The sequence below is a fragment of the Bacteroides sp. AF34-31BH genome, from assembly GCF_003602795.1.
Classification (GTDB): Bacteria; Bacteroidota; Bacteroidia; order Bacteroidales; family Bacteroidaceae; genus Bacteroides; species Bacteroides uniformis.
The window spans coordinates 313,669-340,556 of sequence record NZ_QTLV01000003.1 but is presented as its reverse complement, the minus strand read 5'-3'; the positions used below and the strand labels follow the sequence as shown (position 1 = coordinate 340,556).

Genomic DNA, 26,888 nt, shown 5'->3' with positions numbered 1-26,888 from the left:
CCACAAAGATAGGGATTTATATCGTAAGTAGGACACGGAGGGTATTAATTTATCTTATTACCAAATAAAAGAAGAAGCTACCTCATAACTCCGAGGCAGCTTCTTTCCCAATTTTACCCAATTACAATTAATTTACCTAAGCACTACAAATCAACCTAATCACAACCAAGAATAATATTATACTCACCTTCAGCGTTTTATCGTATTAACAGTCTCTTGTGGTTTCAATATGTCATTTGTTTTTTCCACAACTGATACCACATCAACATCAAGTACAGCCTTAATATCCTTGGAAGAGGTTCCAATCAAAAACTTATAATTTCCAGCATCCACTACCCATGAAGAAGAAGCTTCATCATAAGAAGCCAAATCCGTAGTGTTCAGTTTCAAAGTGGCAGTAACAGTCTCACCTGGCCTCAATTCCTTAGTTTTGGTAAAAGCTTTAAGTTCTTTTTCCGGTTTGTTCATCTGAAACCTATTGGGAGCGGAGACATAAAGCTGAACAACCTCTTTCCCTGCAAACTTACCAACATTCTTCACATCAATAGAAACAGAATATATACCATTATCAACTTTGACAGACGGATTGACATACTCGAATGTTGTATACGAAAGACCATAGCCGAAAGGATAAGACACTTGCTTTCCGAAACTATCGAAATAGCGATAACCGACAAAAATATCTTCTTCATAATCCGTATAGTCTACATTCTTCACTGAAGAGCTTTTGTCCTCCTTATTCCTCACATCTGTATTAGCCCTAGCATCCATAGGAAAATTGGTCGAAGAAGCAACGTCCATCAACTTGTTCGGGAAAGTCATTGTCAACTTACCCGATGGAGATACCTTACCGCTCAACACATCCGTCACACTATTTCCACCCTCCTGTCCTGCCTGCCAAGCCAGCAAAATAGCATCCGGTAGTTTTTTCCAAGAAGCTGTTTCGATTACACCTCCGATATTCAATACCACCACCACTTTCTTCCCAGCAGCATGGAAAGCTTGGCTGACGGACTTCAGCAGTTGCAATTCTTCCTCACTCAGTTCAAAATCACTGACATTACGGTCTACAAATTCACCGGAAGTACGTCCCAGCGTAACCAATGCAACATCCGCTTTAGCAACTTGTTCTGACAACACCTTTGTAGTAGGGATAAGTTCTGTCGGGCGAGGTACCGGCATAAATCTGGAGAAAGGCTGAGACGAGTCAGGAGTATTTTTCTTATTCTCGGCCTCAATATACTGTTCATAATTGGCCTTCAATGCTTCATCTATCTGGTATCCAGCATTCTTCAAACCATCCAATAATGAGACTGTATAGGCACGATTCACATTACCTGAGCCGGTACCTCCTGCTATGAAATCATAGGAAGTACACCCGAAAAGAGCTATATTTCTGACCTTCCTTTCAAATGGCAAGGTTTCGTTATTATTCTTCAACAAAACCATTCCTTCAGTCGCTGACTGGCGGGTAACTGCTGCGTGCGCCTTCAAATCAGGTTTATTGGAATATTTGTATTCTTTAAAATGAGGAGTTTGGAGAATAAGTTCAAGAACACGCTTCACATTACGATTCAGTATGGATTCATCCAATTTTCCGGATTTCACCCCTTCGATAATCATATCATACTGGTTAGCCCTTCCCGGTTGGAGCATATCATTACCTGCTATCATCTGAGCCACGGCATCCTTCCCTCCAAACCAGTCAGTTACCACCATACCCTCGAAATTCCACTCATCACGCAATAAAGTGGACAGCAAGTCTGTATTCTCAGAAGCATAGGTGCCATTAATATGATTGTAAGAGGACATTACTGTCCATGGTGCCGATTCCTTCACTGCAATTTCGAACCCCTTCAAATAGATTTCCCGTAAGGCACGAGGAGTGATACGAGCATCATTAGCATTCCGATTGGTTTCCTGGTTGTTAACAGCAAAATGTTTGATGGAAGTTCCCACTCCGTTGCTCTGTATCCCTCTAACATATGCAGCAGCTATCTTGCCAGACACCAACGGGTCTTCGGAATAATATTCAAAATTACGCCCGCACAAAGGATTCCGATGGATATTCAAAGCAGGAGCCAGTAAAACATCCGCACCATATTCCAACACTTCATTACCAATTGATTTTCCAACTTCCTCTACCAAATCCTGATTCCAAGTAGAAGCAAGTAACGTACCGATAGGAAAATGTGTACAATAATAAGTAGCAGAATCCCCTTCGCGGATAGGATCTATACGTAAACCTGCAGGTCCATCAGCCAACACAATGGCAGGAATTCCCAAACGGGGTATCGGATAAGTAGTACCTGCTGCACCGGGAACCAACTTCTTTGTAGTGCCAATCACCGTACTGTCACCCGAAGTACCCACCATTCCGGTACCGATAACCAAATGTGCCTTTTCTTCCAAAGTCATGGCACCAATAACATCCTCAACAGAATCTTTACCCAATTGAGGAGCCGCAGGGCCACAAGCGCTCAACACGCCTGCAGCCAACAGCAAATAAAACAGTTGTTTTTTCATAGCCTAGTCAGATTTATTTAAACAACTTGGGAGCAAATACAGAGAGATAAATACGCCAGCAGGTCCATACATGTCCACCAGGAGTTTCCATAAACTCATATTTATATCCTTTTTTATCCAAATCAGCGCGATAAGCTGCATTGTTTCTATAAAGAAAATCGTCTTTACCGATACCCAACCAGTAAAGTTTGGGAGCCTTATCAAACTGAACAGCTAACTTTTTATCCATATCCTGATAAACCGGACTATTTTTCTGACCTGCACTCTGGACATTAAGGGCCGCAGAGAATAAACCTACATAGTCGAACATATCAGGATAGTTCAAAGAAATATTGGCAGAATGAAAACCACCCATTGAAAGCCCCGCAATAGCACGATGAGCTTTGTCCGCTTGTACACGATAATTACTTTCTACAAACGTGATAATCTCAGGGAAATAGGCTTCAAAAGCACCGTCCATGGTTCCATTCTTCATATGGTAAGGTTTATAGTATCCCAGACTACTCTCACCAGGTGCAGCCTCCATGGCAGCATGCCCATTGGGCATCACAACAATCATCGGTTCAGCCTTGCCTTGTGCAATCAAATTATCGAGAATCTGTGCAGCACGTCCAAAAGTTGTCCACTCATCTTCATCCCCTCCCATACCATGCAATAAATAGAGTACCGGATACTTCCTATCACCGGATTGTTCATAACCTGCCGGCGTGTAGATATTGATACGGCGATCCATTTTCATACCATCAGAGTGATACCAACGATGGGCCAATGTTCCATGAGGAACTTTATTTACCTTATATAAATCTGCCTTACCATTCCCTACAATAAACACATTGCTTGTGGTAGCAAAGTCACGATAGACATAAACATTGTTAGGGTCTATAGTCGGCACACCATCTACCATGAATTCATAGCTATAAAGTTCTGAATCCAACGGCTTGGTAGTATAGGTCCAAATTCCTTCTGAATTCTTTGTCATGTCTATCAAACCTGCTCCCACCATACCTCCAATGTGTTGTCCCTCCGCCTTTTCGGCAAAGTCACCGGCAATCTGCACCTTTTGGGCATCAGGAGCCTTAAAGTTAAAAGTCACTGTGTTATCTTTGTTCACAATTGCAGACTCGAGGTCTTGCGCTACAAACAAATTCTGCTGGGCAGACATTTGCAGTCCACAGGCTGCCATAAATGCGGCCAATATAATCTTTTTCATTTCAGTTCTTCAAATTAAAGTTCATTGATTCAAGTTCATTCTGCCACTGTAATAATCAGACGATGATAGCGGTTCATCTGTGGCGTACCGTTATCCGTAGCTTCCAAAATCAAGTGGATGGTATCACCGGGGTTGGCATCAGCCGGAACAGTAAAAGTTGTATTTGCAGAAGCAGGGTCATCTACCGCTACTTTGCCCCGATATGTACCGGCTGACACATATTGCCACCATTTAATGGTAAGGGCATCCTTATCCGGATCGGTTACAGTGTATTTAAGTTTCAGCTTCTCACCCGGCTTGGCACTCATGGCAAGCGCCCCTTTTATCACCGGTTCATGATTTGCGTCGGCATAGTTTGGAGTGACCGACCATTTAAAACGGGCAGCCAATCCATTCATTACCGGAGCAGTGAAGTCGGGCAAAGGATAGTGCTCGGCTCTATACTTTATCTGTTCCATGCGCGGAAGATTCTTCACCGAATCGGGAAGGACGGTTCTTCCACCGCACCATCCCCCATAAGTGGGGTCTTCGTGACCACGCAGGCCGTTACCTATCAAATTCAGGAAACAGTAAGTGTCGCCTTCAGCCAGATAGGACCCTTTCGGCTGGATTCCGGTCCAAACCACATAGCCTTGCTTTTTCAATTCATCAACCGTATAACCCGACAAACCGAAGAAATCGAACTTATCACCTTTCACCATCTGCTTACCGTCTCCCCAGACCCGATACATCTCGCCGAAAGGACCTTTACTGCGGATGTTCTCCTGCATCCATTCCGGAGAGTAGAAAATCTGATTTTCCTTGGAGGCTCTTAACTGTGCATTATAAGCCAGGCCGACTGTCATGCCCCCCATCTCCATTTGTCTGAGTTCCGGCCAGAAAGGTCGGATATACCGTGCATACGTATCATCCTGATCACCCGAAAGGGAAAGGACCACTTTTCCTATTATCTTCTCACGGATGCCTTTCCAGGCATCGGTATGCTCATAAATATCCTGAATGGACTTCAAGGCACGGGCGATGGTGCTGCCACCTCCCCAAGCATTGATGAATACCGGATCCGTACAATCATCGAGCAATACAGCTTTAATCAGCTCCGACCCCGGAGTGTCCTTGGAAATATCACCGTCGAACTCGATATTACCGATACGCACTTTAGACTTCAGGTATTCGGGAGTCGGATAAGACGAGTCGTGCACTTTCAGATTGGGATATACTTTCTCATAAGCTTCCACAGCATCGTCAATGAAACGTTCATCCGGATCCCAACGCCAACTTTCCATCGGTCCGTAGTCTATGCCATTACGGGAATATTCACGTCCCGGCACATACCACTTCGTGCCGTGCCCGTCACCTTTCCAATGGAACTGGCTGCTGGCATAAATCAAGCCTTCCACACGGAAATCCGTACTGAAAAGCAGGAAACGTATCAAAGAGTTCAGGTCATCAAGTTCCGGGTCACAAGTAATGATGACACGCGGTTTTGACGATTTTTCACCGGGCGTCTGCTGTCCGCTCATGCAAACCGGCATCACAGCCATAAGGCCTGATAGGAATAAGCATTTTAATTTATTCATAAACTAAGTTTTATTGATTAATTACCAACCCGGGTTCTGGGTCATATTCTTATTGACATTCATTTCAGTGGCAGGGAACGGAAGCAGTTCATGCTTACCACTCTTGAAGCCGGCAGAAGCATTTTTCTGCTCATCCCAGCTTACACGGCCGTCTTTGTAAAGAGCCGGTCTTTCCTGCCCTCTCTTGGCAAGTACCGTAGCAGCATCACCCCACCGAATCAAATCCTGGTAACGGCAGCCTTCCATCCAAAGCTCCAGACGCTTCTCCTTCTTGATATCATCCATAGAAACGTTGCCCAATGCAGGCAACTGGGCACGGTCACGCACTTTATTCACATATCCGGCAGCCTTACTTGCATTTCCGGACTGAAGACTCGCTTCAGCAGCAAGCAGCAGAACCTCGGCATAACGCATGGCACGGGTATTGTTAGGACAACGCAACCACCAATAGTTAATGACATCTGCTTCATAAACACGGTATTTCCAGCTGAAGTAACCGGCATTGTCCGGCATATAAGCTATGGCATTGCTCAATGAGATACCCATATCCTCCATTTGCCGGTATGTCTTGATAGAGGCATTCAACCGATAAGTATCTCCCATTTCGACAAACGCATCGTAGCTTTCCTTCGTCGGATTAAAAAATCCCCAGCCTCCATGAGAATAGATTTGAGTAGGCTCATTGAATGCAAGCATGTCTCCACGCCAATGCACATATACCCAAATCATGTTACTCATAATGCCGGTAACATTGTTGGCGTCGTAAACATAATTACTTTCAAACAGACTTTCACAATTCGCCTCGCCTTTGGTAGTCTGGATATTCTCATAATCACTGTAAAGGTCGTACTTCCCGCTATTGATTACCTCATCCAAAACCGTAACAGCAGCACCATAATTCTTCTGGAATACGTATGCCTTGCCCAACAAGGCTTGTGCAAATTGTTTGGTGATACGATAGGTAAAGTTGTCCAAGCTTGTCTTTTCCTCCAAATTGCCACTGTTGACAGCTTCGGTCAAATCTTGGTTCACCAATGCCCACAGCGCCTCTGTATTGCCATTTGCCTGGGAATATTCGTTTGCTTTCAACGGATGGTCCACCAACGGCGGAGTTCCCCAAAGACTGATCAATTCGATGTAGGACATCGCACGGAAAACCTTTGCCTCTGCACGTGCACGAAGCTTAACCTCAGAATCATCGCCTACATACTGCAAAACAATGTTGGCGGCATAAATCACTTTATAAAGATTCGTATACAACGTTTTAATATGGGAAAAATCAGAGTCGAACGTATAGGTCGACAGCAACTGCGCACTGGCAGCCGTCCAGCTTTCCCCTGCCGAATAGCAATCGTCAGAAAGAAGATTCTTCAGCCAGAACGCAGGCTCATAGGTGTCCTTCCAATTGCTATAGCAGGCTATAATGGCTTCTTCCGCATCGGCATCCGTTTTATAGAAATTTTCGAAAGTGCTTACCCCATGCTGCGAAATATCCAGATTGTCCTCACAAGAGGAAAAGAAAGTGCAGCCGGCAAGTAACAGACTTGATAAAATATATTTTGCTTTCATATTTCGTATTGAATTAAAGATTAAAATACTACGTTAAGACCGAGCACGACTTTCTTGCTGGACGGATAAGAGCCCATATCCAAACCCATCGCATTGCCTGTACTCGTAAATTCAGGATCAAATCCGGGATATTTGGTAAATGTGAAGAAGTCGTCTAAAGAACAATACAAACGAAGGTTACTCAAACCCACCTGCTTCAACAAATTCTTAGGCAGGTTATAGCCCAACTGTATCTGCTTGATTTTAAAATATGAGCCGTCGAATACAAATTTGGAGCTCTTTAAATACTTATCATAATTGTTGGGATTGGAACGGGCATATTTTGCATTGTCTCCCACAGCAATCCACCGTCCGTCATAGAATTCCTTCAAGGTATTCGCTTTCATACGGGAAGTACGGTTATAGCCGGCAAACACATCATTGCCATGAGAACCGGAACCAAAGATTGTCAGGTCAAGGCCTTTCCAGGCAGCTGTCAAAGTAATACCATAAGTAAAGTCGGGAATGGCAGAACCGATCTCTGTCTGGTCGGCATCTCCAATAATGTCATCATCATTCTTGTCTTTGAACATTGGGTCACCCGTTTGCGGATCAATACCCGTGCACTCATAACCGCGCATGTACCAAATGGGATGTCCTTCTTCAAAATAATTCATAGTGCCGATACCTGCACTTGTTGTACTGGCAATACGCTCCAATGTTTCATGAAGATAAGTTACTTTATTCTTCAAAGTAGCGATGTTAGCTTTTACACTATAACTGAAATCTTTGATATGATCACGCCATGAGAGTTCAAACTCAAATCCGCTGTTCTTGACATTTCCCGCATTCATAGGTGAAGTAGTGTTACCCACAATCAAAGAAGGAGTAATACCGGTTACAATCAAGTCTTTGGTTTTCTTCTCATAATAGTCAAATCCGAAGCTCAAACGGTCATTCAGCATCCGGAGGTCGATACCCAAGTCTATCTGTTCGGAAGTTTCCCACTTCAAATCATAGTTACCGGTTGCAGATGGCAACGAACCTGTTTCATAAGACACATCACCTGACATCGGATAATTGATTCCAGACAAAATCGTAGCATCATACATATAGTCTGCCAAACCGGCGATACTACCATTCTGTCCCCAGCTTGCACGCAACTTCAAATGAGAGATTGACTTGAGGTTTTCCATAAATTTCTCGTTGGAAAGTACCCAGCCGACAGACACAGCCGGGAAATAGCCCCAACGTTTCTGCAAAGGAAGGATAGACAAGTCGGCTGCATCCGCACGAAGGGTGAATTGGGCAAAATACTTGCCTGCATAGTCATAAGATGCCCGGCCAAAGTAAGAAAGATTGGCATACCTCCGCTTCTCTCCACCACTTACCGTACGAGTGGCAGTACCGGTCCGAAAAGCAAAATAGGCATAATTGGGATCCAACTTGGTAATACCCAAATCAACCTTGTCGCCGGAACGGCTACCATTGATTCCTCCCGTCACTCCAAAGGAAGTATTGGAAGAATAGGACATACCAAGCATCACGTTTACATTGTGCTTATCTGCAAATGTCTTGGTATAGTTGGCAAAGTTTTCCCATTGCCAGTACGTGGTGTTGGAGCTTGTCGCACTTACCGATACATAGTCCTGATAAAGGTCAGAGCAAGTAATGTTAGGCATAACATAGCCGTAGGAATTGCTGTAAGTATAACGGTATCCCAAACGTGAAGTGATGACCAACTCTTTGATCGGAGTAAAATCCAGATAAGTGGAACCGCTGAATACAAAACCATCCCTTTTCGTTGTGCCACGGTCACGCATGATATACGGATTGATATTATTGGAGTCGCCATAAGGGGAAATGGAATAATAATCACCATTGGCATTCTGAAGCAGAGTATGTCCCTGATTCATATAGTTAATCATAGTGTCGGGCAGTTTGTCCGGTGCATAGGTGACCGGCGTCAGAGGGTCAAGCTGAATGGCAGACAGCATCAGAGAACCGGTTGCCGAACCTTCGCTTACAGACTGTACATGATAACGGGAAAATGAATTGTTTGTCGTGAACTTCAACCAATCCTTTATTTTATAATCTGCATTGACAGTGCCGGTAATGCGGTCAAAAACATCCTTATTGCCAACAATGGGACCATTATTACTTAAATAAGAGAGTGAGGCGAATAATGAGCCATTATCATTGGCACCTTGGAAATTGACATTGTGACGCTGCATCATGGATGATTCAAATGTCTCTTCTATCCAATCGGTATTTGTCTTTCCATCCCAATACCTATCTATTGTTTCTCTGGGAATAAGATTACCTTCAGTCATATAATTGACATATTCCTGAGCATTCAGAATATCAGGAGTACGACCTAAAGACTGGGAGGACAACTGGAAATCATAAGAAATACGACGAACTCCTTTTTTTGCCTTCCGGGTGGTAATCAAGACAACACCATTACCGGCCTGGGCACCATAGATAGCAGCAGAAGCAGCATCCTTCAACACCTCCATACTCTCAATATCATTCGGATCGAGGTTACTGATGTCTTTCGTACGCAAACCATCGACCACATACAAAGGATCTGAACTGGCATTACTGCTATATCCACGGATACGAATGGCGGGATTCGAACCAGGAGCCGCAGATGCAGAAATAATTTGCACACCGGCTGTTTTACCCTGCAGGGCCTGCTCAGCATTGGTTATGGTACGATTTTCAAAATCTTCTGCTTTTACGGAAGAAATCGCCCCTGTTACGGAACTTTTCTTCTGTACACCATATCCTACAACAACCACTTCATCCAAAGTCTTGCTATCTTCCTTCAGTATAATATTCATAGTACCTGCAACGGCTTTCTTTTCCTGGGTCACATACCCGATATACGAAAAGACAATAGTGGAACCCTCGCTCGCTGATAAGGTATAATTGCCATCCAAATCAGTTATAACACCATTTGTCGTTCCTTTTTCCAATACACTTACACCAATCATCGGTTCATTAAGCTCATCAGTAATTCTGCCAGATACATTTACTTGTTTCTGTGCAAAAACAGATGTCATACCTACCAAAAGGAACAGCACTAAGGCCATTAACCTTTTCTGTCTAATTTGTGTTACAATCGTTTTCATTTAATATTATTTTGGGTTAACAATGAATTTAAAATATCAGTTTGAAAGAGTAATCAGTACCAGCCCCACAACAAAGAGCACAAACATGGTTGCAATCATAGGTACAGTCCCCTTTGGAGCGCCTTTGAACTCCTTCCATACAAAGAATCCCCAAATCATGGCTACCACCGGTGCGGCATTGCTCAATGCATAGGCTATAGCCGGATTGGCAGAACCAGCTCCCATAAAGCTGACTACCATACCACTCATCCAAATAAAACCTCCCAACATACCAATCAGATGTGTACGGGTGTCACCTTTCAGATAATCCTTCATTGTCACCTTGTTTCCCTGAGCCGGATGACTCATAGCAAACGTATTAAAGACAGGAGTCGTGATAAGGACACCGGCAGCAAAACAAAATACACCGGTATAGGGAGTCAGTGTTCCCGTACCACCCGTTACATACTGAGGATTTAGTGATTTTACAACCAAGCCATAGAAGAACATAATGGCCAACCCCGCTACAATAGCCAATAAGATACCTTTTTTAGGAGTAGACGCCTGACTTGCCGACATCTTTCCATAAGCCTTGCCACAAATGCAGATGGCTATCACAATAACAGCTACTCCTATCCAAAGCAATGTCTGGTTTCCAGGGTATACTTCGCCAGCTAAAGATATCAGTAGATAATTAAAAATTATACCGCCTATCCAAGCTAAGCCCCCACCAATGGGAAAACCTACCGACATCCCAGCTACAGCAATGGCTGCTGTCAGAAAGATATTACCGAAATTCCATACAATACCGCCCAGGAGCGCATACTTCATACTATTCCAGTCCATTACTGCCAAATCCTCAAAGAAAGTACGACCTTCACTTCCCAAGTTACCCAATGTCAGGGCACCTAACAGAGCTGTGAAAAATAAACCGAAAGTCAAATCCCAGTAGAAAAGCTCAAAACTCCAGCTTTTCGATGTCACCATCTTCTGCGTATTCGCCCAAGAGCCCCAACAGAGGCAACAATAGACACAACACAGAATGGCCCCAATATAGTTGTCAACAAGTATCATAATTTATTTTCTGTTGTTTACCGTGTGTTTACCTATTTATTCATGCACATACAGATTCCACCCCAAATAACCCTCGATGGCCTCATTCAGAATATCCTTTACATCATTACGAACCATAGCCACATGATGTTCAAAACCATTCTTGCAAATATGTTTCATCAAAATCTGTAAGTTATCCACTTTGGTAACAGCTATACATCCATCCATTCCATACGGATCATCCGTGATTTCACCAGTACCCAAATAAGCCTTGATAACGCCTTTAGTATCATCAGTGGAAATACGGAAGAATGTGAAATCACCTTTAGTCACTTTGCCATATACAGCACCGAATGTATTGACCTTACCTAGCGTACGTCCCAGAACGCCAAGTGTACCAAGCTTTAAGTCATTTCTGACAAACGATTTCGGGAAATTACCGCAATGAGTACACACACATTTATTCCGGTCTTCCGCAAAATTATTGTTCCAGTCAAGTAATGCCGATTGACCTTGCGCTGCCAATGTCAAAGCATACATGGATACAGCACCGGCAATATCAACCTCACAAGCGGCAGGTAGTAGTTTTTCACCCAGCATACTCATTGTCACACAAGCTGCACAACCATAGTTCTGTTCCAAAGAGTCCCAGCACTGCACAGCCACAGCATCAATCTGATTGGCTTCAATCCACCGTTCTACAGCCACGCCAAACTTTGCCTGAAGCACTAGCTTGTCATTGTATTCTTTAGGAACTACTGCGTAGCACTTAATCTCTTCAAGTTTCTTCAGCAGTTCCACATCTGTATCCTCAATCTTACGGGCAGCACCGAGTATTTCAGAAAGATCGACAGGAACGACTGTAATACCACTCTTCTGCAACAGTTTTTCACTGGCACGTACCGTCTGAAAACCGGCTGGACGGGCACCGATAGCACCGACACGTGCATGGCGCAAACCATTGACCACACGACAGATACCGGCGAACTTATTAATATCCTTAGCCAATAGTTCAGAGTATATAGAATAGGTATGCAGCGTGGTATCTGTAAAAGGAATACCATATTGATACAAATTATTGCAAACAGAAATTTTACCACAGAAAGCATCACGGCGGCTGTCCAAGTCCACCTTGTCATTCTCGTCGTCACAGGCTTGTACCAAAATGGGAACATTCAAATCAGCCACACTGATAGCATTGATTATTCCAATCTCAAAGCCAAAGTTGGGTAGAGATACTATAATGCCGTCAATACGGTCACGATTTTGACGGAACAGTTCGGCACATTTCAATCCGTCTTCACGGGTTTCAATACTGCTACTGCCAGTAGGAGTAGCATCTTCAGGTAAAATTACATAGTCATAGCCTTCGTCTGCAAGTGTTCTCAACAGCTGTTTGCGAACATCTTTGGCCAATTCAGAATTAAAATAAGCACGAGTGCCGATAATTATACCGAAGCACATTCTTTCCTTGTTTTTCATCGTAAATAGTTGGTGTTAAAATTATACTTAGAAAATATTTATCCGATTAATTGATTTACTGCTTTCAGCCAGCCTTCACACCATTTCTCCATCAGTGGTAAGTTGCCCTGCGGTTCTATTCGGTAGCGGCTCCGGCGTAATACGGCCACTTGTTCAAAGCTCGTCCATATCTTGCGGGCCATTCCATTCATCACAACAGCTCCCAAAGCCGAGGCCTCCTCAACATCCGAACAATTGATCGGTACACGTAAACAGTCAGCCTGGAACTGCATTAAAAATTTATTTTTTGTAGGTCCTCCGTCAACCCTGATTTCTTTCAGTTTTATACCTGCCTGAGTGGTCATCGCTTTGACTAAATCATTAACTTGATAAGCTATGGATTCAAGCGCCGCCCTAAGAACATGTGGCTTCCCGGTACCTAAAGTCATCCCTAAAATGGCCGCCTTTATATCCCCTTGCCACCAAGGAGCACCCAGTCCGGCAAAAGCCGGTACAACATACACCCCTCCATTGTCTTCCACAGTAACAGCCAGTTCTTCTGCTTCATCGGGCGAACCGATCATCTGCAATCTCTGTTCCAACCACTTGATAGTACCGCCAGTACAATGAATATTCCCCTCAAAAGCATAGAACACTTTTCCAAGTGCGGCAAAACCTATGGAAGTGACCAATCCCCGAGGAGCTGTAGCAACCTTTTCGCCAATATTCACCATTACTGATGAACCGGTACCATAAGTGACCTTACCTAATCCCTCTTCAAAACACATCTGCCCAGTCAGTGCCCCATGCGAATCGCCCAATACACCGGCAATGGCAATAGGGCTCTTGAACAGCCCACCTACCGTAGTTTTTCCAAAAACAGCATCACAAGGCAACAATTCCGGCATCATGATTTTGGGTATAGTGAACAATTCCAACAAGTCATTATCCCATTGCATTGTATGAATATTCAATAAAAGGGTCCTGGAAGCATTCGTATAATCTGTCACATGGCGTTTACCATCGGTTAACTTCCAAATCAGCCACGTGTCAATGGTTCCCATCAATAAGTCTCCATTATCAGCAGCCTGACGGGCTCCCTCCACATTGTCAAGTATCCACTTCACACCACTAGCCGAGAAATAGGGGTCTAACAACAAGCCACTTCTTGCTTGTACAAACTCACTGTATCCTCTATTTTTCAAGTCATTACAGATATCAGCACCACGCATACATTGCCATACCACAGCATTGTATAGCGGTTTACCCGTATGTTTATTCCATACAACCACTGTCTCGCGTTGATTAGTGATAGCCAACGAATACATATTGTCTGCCGTTTCCTCTTCAATCAACTCAGCAATGCTTTTCAGCACATTCCGATAAATTTCTTCAACATCATGTTCCACCCATCCAGTTCGGGGATAATATTGTTCGTGAGTGACATTGACACGCTTCAGCATTTCACACCTCTCATTGAACAGCATAGCCTTGGTGGCCGAGGTGCTTTGGTCTATTGCAATTATCAAGTTTTTCATTTTAGGTATTATTAAAGGCTGATTATTTCTTACTTAAGGAAGTCAAGGGCAGTTTTCACGATACCAGGTGCATCCAACCCATAATGGGCAAAGATTTCGGAAGAACTCCCATGCACCACATTCTCGTCAGGAATCCCCAAAATTTTCACAGGTACGGGATTTTCGGAAATGATTTCAGTTACCATTGCTCCGAGGCCTCCATACTGACTATGCTCCTCAACCGTGATAATACGACCGGTTTCAGAAGCAGCTTTCAAAACAGCCTCCTCATCACAAGGTTTAATAAAGGACATATCCAGTACCCGGACTGAAATACCATATTTACGCAACTCCAAAGCCGCTTGATGTGCATGGTATACGGTTTCACCGGTTCCAATGATTGTCAAGTCGGTCCCGTCCAATAACCTATTTGCCTTACCTATGGCAAAATCAAAATCATCGTTCTCATAGACATCAGGAACTGCTGCACGTCCTACACGAACATAAACCGGTTCAGGATAGTCAATCAAAAACTCAACCAGTTTTTTTGTCTGTCGGGCATCACAAGGCAACACAATATTCATACCGGGGAAAGTACGTAACACGGCAATATCATGCAAGCTATGATGGGTAGCCCCCAAAGCTCCGTAAGCTACTCCTCCACTTACTCCCAATATCTTTACATTGTTCTGGCTATAAGCCAAGTCAACCTTTACCTGTTCCAGACTGCGAGCCACATAAAAACATGCCGGGCCACACACAAACACTTTCTTTCCGCTATGGGCCAACCCGGCTGAAATACCCACAGCATCCTGCTCCGCAATACCACACTCCACGAATTGCTGTGGCAATTCTTTGGCAAAATCATTTAACGTCACCGAACCACGTGCATCCGTTGTCACAGCAATGATATCTTTGTCCATCCGGGCCAATGACAACAAAGTGTCGGTGAAACTTTTTCTGCAAGCTATCATATCAATTATATTCTAAATTTTTTATCCTTTCTGAAATTTCCCGAATGGCCAGTTCATACTGCTCGTTGTTCGGAACCCCATGATGCCATTTGGCCACTCCCTCCATAAAAGACACTCCCTTGCCTTTTGTTGTATGGGCCACCAGCAAATGAGGATGGTGATTTGCATAATCAATGGAACGGAAAGTCCGGATAATGTCTTCCATATCGTCACCATTCATATCCTTTACCTCCCAACCAAATGCCGTCCAACGGTCACGGATATCATCAATCCCCATCACATCTTCGGTATCTCCACTAATCTGCAAATGATTACGATCTATTACAGCTACCAGATTATCCAGCTTGTACTGCCGGGCAGCCATTGCAGCCTCGTATATGGAACCTTCACCCTGCTCACCGTCTCCCATCAGCACATAGGTTTTATAATTCCTCTTATCCATTTTAGCTGCCATGGCTATACCCACCCCGACAGACAAGCCATGTCCCAAGGCTCCAGTATTCACTTCAATACCCGGAACTCCGATAGTGGGGTGCCCCGAAAGAATGGAACCATATTGCCCCAAGGTGTCCAAAATGCCTTCAGCCATGAACCCTCTGGATTCCAGCGTCACATACAAAGCCTCCACACAATGTCCCTTACTCAAAATGAAACGATCCCGCAAATTATCCTTAGGGTTACCTGCATCTACATTCATCACATCAAAGTAAAGAGCAGTAAGAACATTGAGGCAAGACAAGTCTCCACCGATATGTCCGGCTTTTGCTTTATAGATAATTTCAATTAATCTTTTTCGATTTCTTTCTGATTGAAGAATTAATTCTTTTGTTTTCATAGCTTATACACTTTCGTTTCCTTTGCAAAGGAAACAAAAGAAAAGCATAAATCGAAAGAAAACGAAAGATTTTCATTCCATATTAACATATTTTATGGCTAATAAGAAGGGAAAAGCAAATAAATAAAATATAAAACAAAAGCAAACGATAAAATAAAAGATAATTATTAGAATAAAAAAGAAGAAAAACAGTAAAAACGAACTTTCATTTGACTTTTTTTGACTACCTTTGCGAAAAAATTAAATGATTACACAATGCTCAATACTATAGACGAAGGAATCAAAGCGGTTCGGCAAGGAAAAATAGTGATAGTTGTCGACGATGAAAATAGAGAAAATGAAGGGGATTTTATCGTATCCGGCGAAAAAATCACCCCTGATATTGTCAATTTCATGATTACACATGGAAGAGGGCTTCTTTGTGTACCATTACCTCGTTCCCGTTGTGAAGAGCTTCAACTATACCCGATGTCGGAAGACAACACTTCTCTTTTGGGCACTCCGTTCACCATGTCTGTCGACCTGAAGGGCTACGGCTGTACAACGGGGGTTTCTGCCTATGACCGTTCTGCTACCATACGCGCTTTGGTTACTGGCAATATAAAACCATCGGAATTGGCACGTCCCGGACATATTTTTCCTCTCTACGGACATGAGAATGGAGTATTAGGACGCGACGGACATACAGAAGCCTTGCTAGACCTGACAAGAATGGCAGGATTGACACCCGGTGGCGCCCTCATTGAGATACTGAACCAGGATGGAACAATGGCTCGTTTGCCTCAATTACTTGAAATAGCAGAAAAGTTCCAGCTGAAAATTATAGCTATCAAAGATATCCAAGAGTATCGCAGGAACAACAAGATATAACAATATATAAAGTAGATATGGCACTAAACCAAAGAAGAGTCAAGATTTTGGACCTAATCCGCGAAGACGGACATGCAAAAGTTCAAGAATTAAGCAGGATTTTCAATGTTACGGATGTTACAATCAGACAAGACTTGGAAGCCCTTGAAAAATTAGGGTATATCCAAAGAGAACATGGTGGAGCTTTCCTAAAAGACGTAGGCTCATTTGCAAAAACCGGAAAGGTCTTCAACCAAAACCATATTGAAGAAAAAAGAGAAATAGCCCGAAAAGCGGTATCGTTTATCCGCGAAGGCGAATGCATCATTCTCGATTCAGGTTCCACCACTACAGAAATAGCCAAACTACTTACGCAATACAAAGAGCTCACTGTCATCACCAATGCACTGAACATAGCGTTGATATTGGGCGAAAATCCCGGTATCACCCTCATCGTGACGGGAGGAGAGTTCAAAGCGCCTACCCTTTCACTGACCGGAAAGATGGCAGCCGACTCACTCAAAGGTTTCCATGCCAACAAATTATTCCTCGCCACAGCAGGAATATCTCCGGACATGAGCCTGACTTATCCAAGCCTCAGCGACCTGATGGTAAAATCGGCCATGATAAAGGCTGCCGAAGAAGTCATCCTGGTAGCCGATTCTTCCAAAATCGGGATAAGCGCATTCGCAAGTTTAGGGTCGATAACTATGGTGAACTCCTTCATCACAGACAATCATATCTCGAAAGAGAATATTGAGAAAATGAAGGGGAAAAACATAAATCTCCTGATTGGATAATTGAAAGGGAAAAAGAGACCCGGCCCTCGTACCCATTTATATTATATTACAAATATAAGTACAATCTGCCTGCATTCCCATGCCTTTTCATCTCACTCACTGAACGAACCGGATTCAGTCAGGGACTGAAAGCCTTTCACTCAGGGACTGAATGCCATTCAGTCCTTGAGTCATTGCACCCCCTCTCAGAAGGTATCAGGAAGGAGGTATAGCAAACCACCCACCCCGTAAAAACAAGCAATAAAATTATAGGACATCCTCCTCTGAAAGCCGATATGCTTCCCTGACCACTTCCTGCGGATAGCCGCACATCTCGATAATCCGGATGGCATTACGTTCCGTCACCGGTCCCGGCTTCAACTTATAATCAAAAGACAATGTATTGTCGGCAACACACTCACAAAAATGAAACAATTCATATTCGTCCTCAAGTAAGGAAGCCAGTTCGACATCGTGAGTGGAAGCAAACACAATACTGTTCTTGTGCGCCAAAGCAGACAGCACAGCTTTGGCTATAGCTATCCGTTCCACCGTATTCGTCCCCTTGAACAACTCGTCCAGCAGGAAAAACCGCCAACACTCCTTTCCGGCTTCCAGCATCTCTCGAACAATTTGCACCTCCTGCAGAAAGAAACTTTTTCCCTCCATCAGACTATCCTCCAGATGGATAGCAGAATATAACGCAGTATCCATAGGAAAACGGAAACTGCGAGCAAAACAAGTATGGAGCACTTGTGCGGAAAGCAGGTTAAGTCCGATGGCACGGATAAAAGTTGTCTTACCGGACATATTGGAGCCGGTAACAAGGACAGATTTGCCACAGAGTGTAATGTCATTAGGGATACAACGTTCTATAAGCGGATGATAAAGCCCTTCTGCATGAAACGTTTCACCCTCGCTGCAAGCTTCCGGTAAAACATAATAAGGCAGCCCATTCCGGAGTTCGGAAACAGAGCAAAGCACATCCACCAATCCGAAATAGCGGAAAACCTCTTCAATCTGTTCCTGTCTACCCTGCAATAGAAAGAAAGCCTTGGAAACCGGAATAACTTCCCGCAGAAAAAACACATTCACTATCTCGGTGAAGAAATAAGCGAAAATGGCGATGTCGCTCTCCAGTCTGATACTGAAACGGAAAGTGGAAAGTTTCTTTCGCAACGGATGCAATGCCTGCAAAGTCTTTTGGATATCCCGATGCACGGATGCACACAACGGAATCTGTGCCAACTTCTCCGCTTGCCTGAGCAACTGCCATAACTGAGGAATGGAAAAGAAATAGCCCTGAATCCGCGCCTTGCTGCGATAGTGCAGTACCATGTTCACCAATACCGATGTGCACAAAATCCCCAAAACATAAAGCGAAGACGTAATGTAAACTATTCCCAACAAAACAAAAGGCGCGAATTGCAAGATAGTCAGCAAACGGTAAAAGCGGCGGGAATACACGGGATGGGAAATGGAGAATAGCGATGCAATGGTATAAGCATCCGGCGTATCCAGTTTCCGCAACTCCGACCGGATTTCTGCACGCAACTCCTTGTCAGCAGAAAGCTTACGAATCACTTCCTCTTGTTCCGAAATCTCCGAAAGACGGTTGTAATGCAACACGTCGTAGAGGTACTGTCGGCCCACACAAGAAGAGGTACGGTCAGCCCATTCGAAAAAATCATCCAGATTGAGGTCATCCCAGGTTTTCTGCGACACCAAATGTTCTGTCTCCCTCGCCGACCGGTACTCGTGGTATAGCGATATATCCGAAAATGACTGTTCCATCAAAGAATTATTTGGAATGATGCACAAAAATAATGAAAAGATTGCATTCTATCTAATTTCCTTGCTGCTTTCCCTATATTATGTTTACTTTGCGGATACAAACACTTTTCATTACTTCACCATTAAAATTATAACAAGATGAAACACACTTTTTTCACATTGACACTGTTTTTACTGGCCTTACTGTCAACATCATGCGGAAACAAGAAAGTAGCATATCAGAATCCCCTGCCCATGGCCTTCGGAGACCCGTTCCTACTGAAAGCTTCCGACGGCAAATACTATATGTACGGAACGGGCGGAGTATCGAACGGTTTTAAAGTATACTCCTCCGATGACCTGGTGACATGGACAGACGAGGGTCCCATCTATCAAGGCGGCACCTCCGACTCATGGGCCACCGACTGTTTCTGGGCACCCGAAGTGTATGAACGGGACGGCAAATACTACCTATGGTTCAGCGCCAACTGGAAGGAAAATCCCACTAAGGAGCAAGAGAACTTCCGTATCGGTGTAGCCGTAGCCGATAAGCCTACCGGCCCTTTCAAAGACCTGTTCAACCAACCGGTATTCGACCCCGGCTATCCTATCATCGACGCAAACATACTCTTTGACGATGCTTCCGGAAAGACCTACCTCTACTACTCCCGCTGCTGCTACAAACATGCCGTTGAAAGCGAAGTTTCAGCATGGGCTAAAGAAAAGGGCTGGTTTGACGAGATTGAGGAAAGTTGGATTTACGGCGTGGAACTGAAACCAGATTTCTCCGGTATCATCGGAGAACCGGTAGCACTGCTTTGCCCGCCCCAGACAATGGACGACCCTCAAGCGGAATGGGAGAACCGCTCGGTGACTTCACATGAAGTCAACAGACGCTGGACAGAAGGTTCGTATATCGTGAAGCACAAAAATCTTTACTATATGCTGTACTCTGCAAACTTTTTCGGAGGGAAAAATTATGCGGTGGGTTATGCTACCTCCCAGAACCCCTTAGGACCATTCACAAAAGCTGCCAACAATCCGGTGCTGCAAAAGAACACAGAGCAAGGCGGCATCGTGACCGGAACCGGGCATTGTATGCTCATCGACATTCACAATCGGCTCTACTGTGTCTACCATGGACGCACCGAAACCACCGGTGACGAACGAATGGTATTCATCGACCTCATAGACATCCAACCAGACGGGAAACTGGTAGTCCACGGACCGAATACGGATTTACAGAAAATCACATATTAAAGCTATCAGGCGCAGACTGTACAGCATTTCACGGTTCATTATTCCCCGTGGCTCTCCTATACATTCCGCGCCTGATGAAAATTAAAAAGGACATATCCATACACAACAATCCGCTCCATATTTGTTCCTGACTTCAATTCTATTTTCACCGGTATCCAATACAATGCCTTTCCATTCCAGTACATTTACGGAATCAGGTTTTGCAGTCCCATATGCTTTGCCATTGATATACAATTTGGCAGCTCCGCTATTGCTGAATACTTGCACATCAACGGTTTTGCGGGTTCTGTTTACCAATCGTTTTCCTGCGATATATACAAACTTATCTTCTTGATTCCAGTTTGCCTTATAAAAGTAAAAGGCATCTTTCTTTATTTTCCGGTCGTAAGTCACCAGCCCCTTATCGTTGCGTCCCATAATGGATCCCTCCCTACGGCCTGCCGCCGAAAAGTCGAACATGCACCAGATGAAGTTGCACCACAAGAATTCGCGTTCCTGAAGCTGTTTCCAATTCTCCACATGATAATAAGTCTGCCAGTTTTCGGGATGCCATTGCCCCCACGGTTCCGGATGCCTCAGCGAGTCCTCCTGCTGGAATACGCATGCCCCGGCACCATACTCGCTGATGCCCATCTTCCGCTCCGGATGTGCTGCATGCTCGCGGTCTATCCAGCGCCCCATGTCATCCATGTTGTCGCCATACCAGCCGAAATACTTGTTGAAAGCAATCAGGTCGGTGAATCCGTTGAAGTCGTCATCCTGATTACTGGCTCCCATAGTGGGACGGCTCGGGTCCAACTGACGGGCCAAAGCATGAAGCTCTGCCGCCATACGCGAAGGACGGTCCAGCCAACCGGAATTTATCTCATTGAACAGCCCCCAGAACAAAATGCAGGGGTGATTGTAGTTCTGTAAAATCAGTTCCTTCAATTGCAGGCGCAAGTTTTCATCATAAGCAGGATTATTCACATAAACATTGACAAAAGGAATCTCAGCCCATGCCACCAGTCCCCGCTTGTCCATCTGTTGATGCATGTATTTGGCTTGCGGATAGTGACAAAGACGCACGGCATTGCATCCCATTTCCTGCATCAAGTCCAAATCTTCATCATGGTCTTGCGGATAAAATGCCGAAGCGCGTTCTGCCCTATCCTGATGCCGGTTCACGCCATTCAAGCGATAAGGCTTTCCATTCAGGAAGAAACCTTTCTCCGCATCGGCATGAAAGTAGCGGAAACCTATCTCTTCTTCGCGGCGGTCTATCTCTTTTCCATCCTTACGCAATATCACCACTCCTTTATATAAATAGGGATTCTTCACTCCATCCCACAAATGAGGCCTTTCAAGCACTATGTCCATCATCACCTTTTTATCCTCACCCACCTCTGCACTGGCAACACGGCAAAGCAACTTTTCCTTGTCATATAGTCGAAACTCCACCTCGCAACCGGTCACAGTAGTTTCCCTTGCCGAAAGCAGTGCTTCAATTTTCAAATGGGCCTTTTTCTCCGATACATCGGACTGAGTGAAGAATACACCTGAAGAGGCATAATAAGCAGGTTCTATGCAGACATCCTCCGTCACCAGCAGTTCCACCCCCCGATACAACCCACCAAACATATTGAAGTCGCCGCAAATGGGAGCGACATCCATAGTCTGAGCATTGCTGACACGAATTTCCAATACACTTTCTGTTCCCGGGACCAGGAAATCAGTCAATTCTGCCACAAATGCCGTATAACCACCCTTATGTTGCATCACAAAATGATGGTCGATAAAAATGTCGGCAACCGTCTGTGCAGCCATCACTTTCAAGAAAAAACGTTTGCCCCGATAATGGGCAGGAACAGACAACTTACGACTGTAATTGCATAATCCCCTATAATAATCGGCATTGCCAAACATGCCATCGCCCGCATTCCAAGTGTGAGGCAAAGTAACCTTCACTATTTCCGAAGCAGGTGCCTGAAAACCCCGGTGGAAATTCCATCCTTCATTCAGTGGAATCACCTCTACGGCAAATACACATGTTGACAATATTCCCAAAGAGAATAAAAATAAAATGATGAATCTGTTCATTTTCGATAAAGTATTAGAAGGTTAATCATATTGGCAGGAACCAGTCCTTCCCTGCAAAGGTATGAAATAAATGTTGAATAATAAATGAGAAAAACACTTCAAGACACGCAAGACAACAAACGGATGGCATGTTTAAGACTTATACGACCGCGATGCAACATTACAGACCTATTAATGCAACATATTTACGTTTATTTAAATAAGATATTGCTATCTTTGAGAATTCAATTTCAGATTATATAGTATGTCTTTTACAAACTATTTACACAAATTAGTGTTCCCCCTCATTATTCTGTTACTGGCTTATCTGCCGTTAGCAGGACAAACTCCGTATGTATTTCGCCATCTGAAAGTAGAAAACGGGCTTTCAAACAATAACGTAAAAACCATATTGAAAGACTGTGAAGGCTTTTTATGGATAGGGACCGCCAATGGATTGAACCGATACGACGGATATAGCTTTAAAGTGTATCAACCCAAAGAAAAAGACATCCATTCTTTATTGTCTAACGACATCTGGAACTTACAGGAAGACGGTTTGGGCAATTTGTGGATTGGAAGCGAGGCAAGATATTGTATATACGACCGAGACAAAGACAACTTCATTACCGATATTCCCTCATACCTCCTTAAAATAGGCATCCAGATAAATGGTACCTACAAAGTACATGTTGACAAAAGACACAATTTATGGGTACTGCAAGGCCAAAATGCTTTTTACTTCAATTTTTCTCATAAAACCCTTAAAACATTCAAAATAGAAAACTTTCCAGAAGAAACTCCGGAACTGAGTATCAGCGATGATGGTGAAAACCTATATCTTCTTTGGAATTCGACCTTATTGAAACTAGAGAACAACGCAAAGAAATGTAAACGGGTAGATAACATCAGCTTACCCTCCAACTCTATTATCGAAAAGCACATATACACTGATTATCATGGAGGCATCTGGCTATATTCATATACCGATGAACAAATATTCTATAAGAAAAACATAAAATCGGAATGGAACCAAATCAAGCTCCATTCTAAAATAGAGACAAAAAGTAATGCGGTAAGGAGCATACTGGATGACTCGAACGGACATGTCTGGATAGGAACGGACCATAAAGGAGTATTCATTTATGACTACGTAAATGATAACCTTGTCAACCTCCTGAATACCCCTATGTCTTCCACATCCCTTGCTTCCAACAGAATAAATACAATCTACCGTGATGATTCAGGCGTCATTTGGTTAGGAAATTTCAAAAAAGGAGTTTCTTATTATCACGAAAGCTTCCATGAATTTATTGATACCCAGCATAAAGAATGCGGTGATATAGCCTCCATTTTAGAGGATAAGGCCGGAAACATTTGGCTGGGAACAGACGGGAACGGACTTTATGTAAAAGAAAAGCAAAAAGGATTTGCCATTCGCAAACTATCCATCCCCGACATAGCCATCATCAGTCTTCTCGAAGACCATAAAGGACGGATTTGGGCAGGAAGTTATCAAGACGGATTGTTCTGCTATGAGAACAACAGTATTCGCCATTTTACTCCAGAGAACAGCCAACTGCCATACAGTGGCGTATGGAGTATGAAGGAAGACCGATATGGAAACTTATGGATAGGTTATGTACTGGGAACTTTGGTTTGTTTTAATCCGGACGCAAATACTGCGACAAGTTATCTGCTGCCTGATGGGAATAATATCAATGTACTCAATATCTGTTATGACTATGGAGACAAAATGTATATCGGGACTACATACGGACTCTGTGTAATGGACATCGTGACGAGAAAACCCGAAATGATTTATGCCAATCGAAAAGAGACACAGCCATTCAAGCAACTCTTCATTTCCACTGTATTCAAGGACGACAGAGATATATTGTGGTTAGCCCATAAACAAGGATTGACTGCCTGGGACTTAAAAAATGATTCACTACACTGGTTCGACGTAAACAACGGATTGTGTGACAATCTCATTAACAGTATAACCCAAGACAATCATGGTAACATGTGGCTTGCAACAAGTAATGGATTGTCTATATTGGAAGTAACCCCGGACACCCAGGAAGGACTAGACTTTTCTTTCAAGAATCTTTCTACCAGAGACGGATTGCCAGAAAATCATTTCAACTCCCATTCCGCTTGTAAATTGTCCAGCGGAGATTTACTGCTGGGAGGCACCAGTGGCTATACATCTATAAATCCGAACAAGCTGACCGAAAAGAGCCGACCGCTGGCAAAGGTGTATTTTACAAATCTGACCATTGGCAATCAACATATAGAAGTAGACTCAATATATGAAGGGCGCAAACTATTAACAACTGTACTTGGCAGAGCCCCATCATTGTCTGTCAGATATGACGATTATTTAATCTCCATCGAATTTGCCGCAGGCGATTTGCTGAATGCTGATAAAATAAGATATACCTATAAACTGAAAGGATTAAATACCCAATGGTACTATACAAACGAAAACAAAGTGGCTTTCACCACCCTTCCTCCTGGCAATTACAAACTATTGATTAAAGCTTGTAACAGTGACGGTATATGGAATGACGAAGCTAGTGAGTTGAATATAACCGTTTCATCTCCAATATATTTAAGTAATGTTGCTATCATCTTATACATATTGTTTGCCATTGGTATGATATCCTATGTAATATACCGATTCAAAAAGCATCACTACATAAGACTGGAGCAACAACGAGCAAAACTGGAGCAAGAACAAAAGTTGCTCCTGAATGAGATGAAGCTAAAGTTCTTTACAAATATAAGTCATGACTTACGTACACCACTGACGCTTATCATTAGCCCGTTACAAATGTTATTATCAGAAACCCTGGATGACGGAATACGCAAAAAACTAAATACAATCAATAAAAATGCACAGCTATTACTTACATCAATAAATTCTCTGCTTGATTTCCGGAAACTGGATGTAGGAGCCGAGACAGCCCATTACAAATCGGGAGATATTGTCAACTTTATCCGCGAGATTTGCAGTACTTTTCAAGAGTATGCTCTTGACCATACCATCAACTTCTGTTTCATGTGCGAAGTAGAAAACCTGAACATGTCCTTCGATCCGGTTAAAATAAAAAAAGTAATGAACAACTTGTTGTCCAATGCCTTCAAATACACTCCTGATAAAGGAGAAATCAATGTACATCTTTATCGCGAAGATGACAATGTATGTATCTGTGTGGCAGACAACGGACAAGGTATCATAGACAAAGACAAGAAACATATCTTCGAACGTTTTTATCAAGTGCAACAAACTTCGGAAAAAACCGGCAGTGGAATCGGCCTGCATATTGCAAACGAGTATGTACATCTACACAAAGGAACAATCTCCGTTACAGACAATTTTCCTAAAGGTTCCGTATTTACCGTTAAATTGCCTATCGTCACATATGCCAGTGAAAAGGAGGAATTACTTCCGGAACTGCTAAACAATGACAAAGCTCCGAATGAGCTTCCCGTTCCAAATGCGGAAGAATTGCGGTATACCATCTTGTTGGTGGACGACAACAAGGATTTCTGTAGTTTCATGTCTGAATACCTGTCCGATGAATACGCCATACAGGTTGCCTACAATGGAGCAGAGGCATTGAAGATATTAGAAAAAAACAGTGTCAATATTGTAATAAGCGACATCATGATGCCAGTGATGAATGGAACAGAGCTATGTCGGCAAATCAAAACAAACATGCAATGGTCCCACATTCCCGTTATATTGCTTACAGCCCGTATGGCAGAAGAATACAAAAGTGAAGGATTTGAGCAAGGAGCCGATGACTATATCGTAAAGCCTTTTGACTTCAAATTACTAAAGCTGCGCATCAGGAAATTTATTGAATGGACAGAAAAAAGCCATCGTAAATTCAGTCAGAAAATAGAAGTGACACCTAATGAAATAACAATCACTCCACTAGACGAACAATTTATTGAAAAAGCTATCAAAATAGTAGAAGAGCGCATGAGTGATTCCGACTTCTCTGTGGAAATGTTAGGAGCAGAATTGGGGTTGAGTCGTAGCCATCTCTACAAAAAGCTGATGTGTATCACCGGTAAAGGTCCGGCAGAATTCATCCGGATTATCCGTTTGAAGCGCAGTAAGCAACTTCTAAAGGAAAGCCAGAAACAAATTGCAGAAATTGCCTATGAGGTGGGATTCAGTTCTCCAAAAAGGTTCACTGTAAACTTCAAGAATGAATTTGGAATATCACCATCTGATTACATCCGCAGTCTAAAATGATAACTTGAAACATAAAGGTATGTTATTTGAGACATGATAGACCTATGCTATTATGATAACTTTCCATATTTGCAGT

At 43.4% G+C, this 26,888-nt stretch carries 16 protein-coding genes; 4 read left to right on the top strand and 12 right to left on the bottom strand.

Translation table 11 applies throughout. The annotated features are described in order from the left end of the window. Positions 1-189: 189 nt before the first annotated feature. The 10 genes from DWZ67_RS07430 to DWZ67_RS07385 form a co-directional block, all read right to left on the bottom strand. The gene (locus DWZ67_RS07430) at positions 190-2,526 is read right to left on the bottom strand and encodes a beta-glucosidase (protein WP_120138470.1); all 2,337 of its coding nucleotides are present in this window, start codon (positions 2,524-2,526) and stop codon (positions 190-192) included. Between the two features lie 13 nt (positions 2,527-2,539). Then, positions 2,540-3,736, bottom strand: a complete 1,197-nt coding sequence (locus DWZ67_RS07425) for an esterase (RefSeq protein WP_005824987.1) — start codon at positions 3,734-3,736, stop codon at positions 2,540-2,542. Positions 3,737-3,771: 35 nt separating this feature from the next. Beyond that, positions 3,772-5,313 carry a DUF1593 domain-containing protein gene (locus DWZ67_RS07420; protein WP_005824988.1) on the bottom strand — a complete coding sequence of 514 codons (1,542 nt, stop codon included), beginning with the start codon at positions 5,311-5,313 and terminating at the stop codon, positions 3,772-3,774. A gap of 21 nt (positions 5,314-5,334) precedes the next feature. Continuing rightward, positions 5,335-6,882 carry a RagB/SusD family nutrient uptake outer membrane protein gene (locus DWZ67_RS07415; protein ID WP_009037748.1) on the bottom strand — a complete coding sequence of 516 codons (1,548 nt, stop codon included), beginning with the start codon at positions 6,880-6,882 and terminating at the stop codon, positions 5,335-5,337. A 20-nt stretch (positions 6,883-6,902) separates the two neighbouring features. Next, complete coding sequence (locus tag DWZ67_RS07410; protein WP_120138468.1) at positions 6,903-9,959, bottom strand: SusC/RagA family TonB-linked outer membrane protein; 3,057 nt, start codon at positions 9,957-9,959, stop codon at positions 6,903-6,905. Positions 9,960-10,034: 75 nt separating this feature from the next. After that, positions 10,035-11,051 (bottom strand): GRP family sugar transporter, encoded by a 1,017-nt coding sequence (locus DWZ67_RS07405; protein ID WP_117990792.1) that lies wholly within the window; start codon positions 11,049-11,051, stop codon positions 10,035-10,037. Positions 11,052-11,087: 36 nt separating this feature from the next. Beyond that, a complete protein-coding gene (locus DWZ67_RS07400; RefSeq protein ID WP_098031830.1) occupies positions 11,088-12,512 on the bottom strand; it encodes an L-fucose/L-arabinose isomerase family protein in 1,425 nt (474 codons plus the stop codon). A 38-nt stretch (positions 12,513-12,550) separates the two neighbouring features. After that, positions 12,551-14,029, bottom strand: a complete 1,479-nt coding sequence (locus tag DWZ67_RS07395; protein WP_009037744.1) for an FGGY-family carbohydrate kinase — start codon at positions 14,027-14,029, stop codon at positions 12,551-12,553. A 29-nt stretch (positions 14,030-14,058) separates the two neighbouring features. Then, positions 14,059-14,982 (bottom strand): transketolase family protein, encoded by a 924-nt coding sequence (locus tag DWZ67_RS07390; RefSeq protein ID WP_009037743.1) that lies wholly within the window; start codon positions 14,980-14,982, stop codon positions 14,059-14,061. Position 14,983: 1 nt separating this feature from the next. Next, complete coding sequence (locus tag DWZ67_RS07385) at positions 14,984-15,817, bottom strand: transketolase (RefSeq protein ID WP_025836388.1); 834 nt, start codon at positions 15,815-15,817, stop codon at positions 14,984-14,986. Between the two features lie 255 nt (positions 15,818-16,072). Between DWZ67_RS07385 and ribB the strand changes: the two genes are divergently transcribed. Together ribB and DWZ67_RS07375 are read left to right on the top strand one after the other, a co-directional pair. Next, positions 16,073-16,687 carry a 3,4-dihydroxy-2-butanone-4-phosphate synthase gene (gene ribB / locus DWZ67_RS07380; protein WP_009037741.1) on the top strand — a complete coding sequence of 205 codons (615 nt, stop codon included), beginning with the start codon at positions 16,073-16,075 and terminating at the stop codon, positions 16,685-16,687. Positions 16,688-16,704: 17 nt separating this feature from the next. Further along, complete coding sequence (locus DWZ67_RS07375) at positions 16,705-17,466, top strand: DeoR/GlpR family DNA-binding transcription regulator (RefSeq protein WP_009037740.1); 762 nt, start codon at positions 16,705-16,707, stop codon at positions 17,464-17,466. A 246-nt stretch (positions 17,467-17,712) separates the two neighbouring features. Here the strand turns inward: DWZ67_RS07375 and DWZ67_RS07370 are convergent, their stop codons facing one another. Next, positions 17,713-19,239 (bottom strand): MutS-related protein, encoded by a 1,527-nt coding sequence (locus DWZ67_RS07370; protein ID WP_009037739.1) that lies wholly within the window; start codon positions 19,237-19,239, stop codon positions 17,713-17,715. A gap of 138 nt (positions 19,240-19,377) precedes the next feature. Here DWZ67_RS07370 and DWZ67_RS07365 point away from each other — a divergent pair, with 138 nt between their 5' ends. After that, complete coding sequence (locus DWZ67_RS07365; protein WP_098031828.1) at positions 19,378-20,478, top strand: glycoside hydrolase family 43 protein; 1,101 nt, start codon at positions 19,378-19,380, stop codon at positions 20,476-20,478. Between the two features lie 81 nt (positions 20,479-20,559). Here the strand turns inward: DWZ67_RS07365 and DWZ67_RS07360 are convergent, their stop codons facing one another. Next, positions 20,560-22,557: a glycoside hydrolase family 2 protein gene (locus tag DWZ67_RS07360; RefSeq protein ID WP_005830268.1), complete on the bottom strand. Its 1,998-nt coding sequence runs from the start codon at positions 22,555-22,557 to the stop codon at positions 20,560-20,562. A 244-nt stretch (positions 22,558-22,801) separates the two neighbouring features. On the opposite strand from DWZ67_RS07360, the gene DWZ67_RS07355 reads away from it, so the two are divergent. After that, entirely contained in the window at positions 22,802-26,812 is a 4,011-nt protein-coding gene (locus DWZ67_RS07355) for a hybrid sensor histidine kinase/response regulator transcription factor (protein ID WP_120138466.1), read from the top strand. Positions 26,813-26,888: the final 76 nt, after the last annotated feature.